This is a genomic window from Kiloniella majae, from assembly GCF_002118315.1.
GTDB classification, from domain to species: Bacteria; Pseudomonadota; Alphaproteobacteria; order Kiloniellales; family Kiloniellaceae; genus Kiloniella; species Kiloniella majae.
The window spans coordinates 1-267 of the sequence record NZ_MTSZ01000034.1; the positions used below are offsets into that span (position 1 = coordinate 1).

The 267-nt window shown below is 57.7% G+C and carries 1 protein-coding gene; it reads left to right on the top strand.

What is annotated here, in order from left to right; translation table 11 throughout:
* Nucleotides 1-267 (top strand): hypothetical protein (locus BKB51_RS21375; RefSeq protein ID WP_198946834.1); only part of this gene is annotated, 267 nt, incomplete at both ends.

Here is a 267-nt window from a genome sequence, read left to right on the forward strand (position 1 = left end):
GGGGGAAGGAACGAGGGCAAGGTTGGGGGTGGGGGTCCGGGTGGGAGAGAAAGGGGACGAGAGGAGAGAGGCAAGGAAGGGAGCCGGAAGGAGCGTAGCGAGGAGGCGAGGCCGGAGGGAGAAGAAGAGGAGAAAAAGAGAAAAAAGAAAAAGGAGAGGAGGAAGAAGATGGGGCGGGAACGAAAGGCAAAAAAGGGAAAGGAGAAGGAGAGGGGGTGGGGAAGCGGGGAGGGGAGAAAGAAGAGAAAGGAGAGAGAGAGAAGAGAA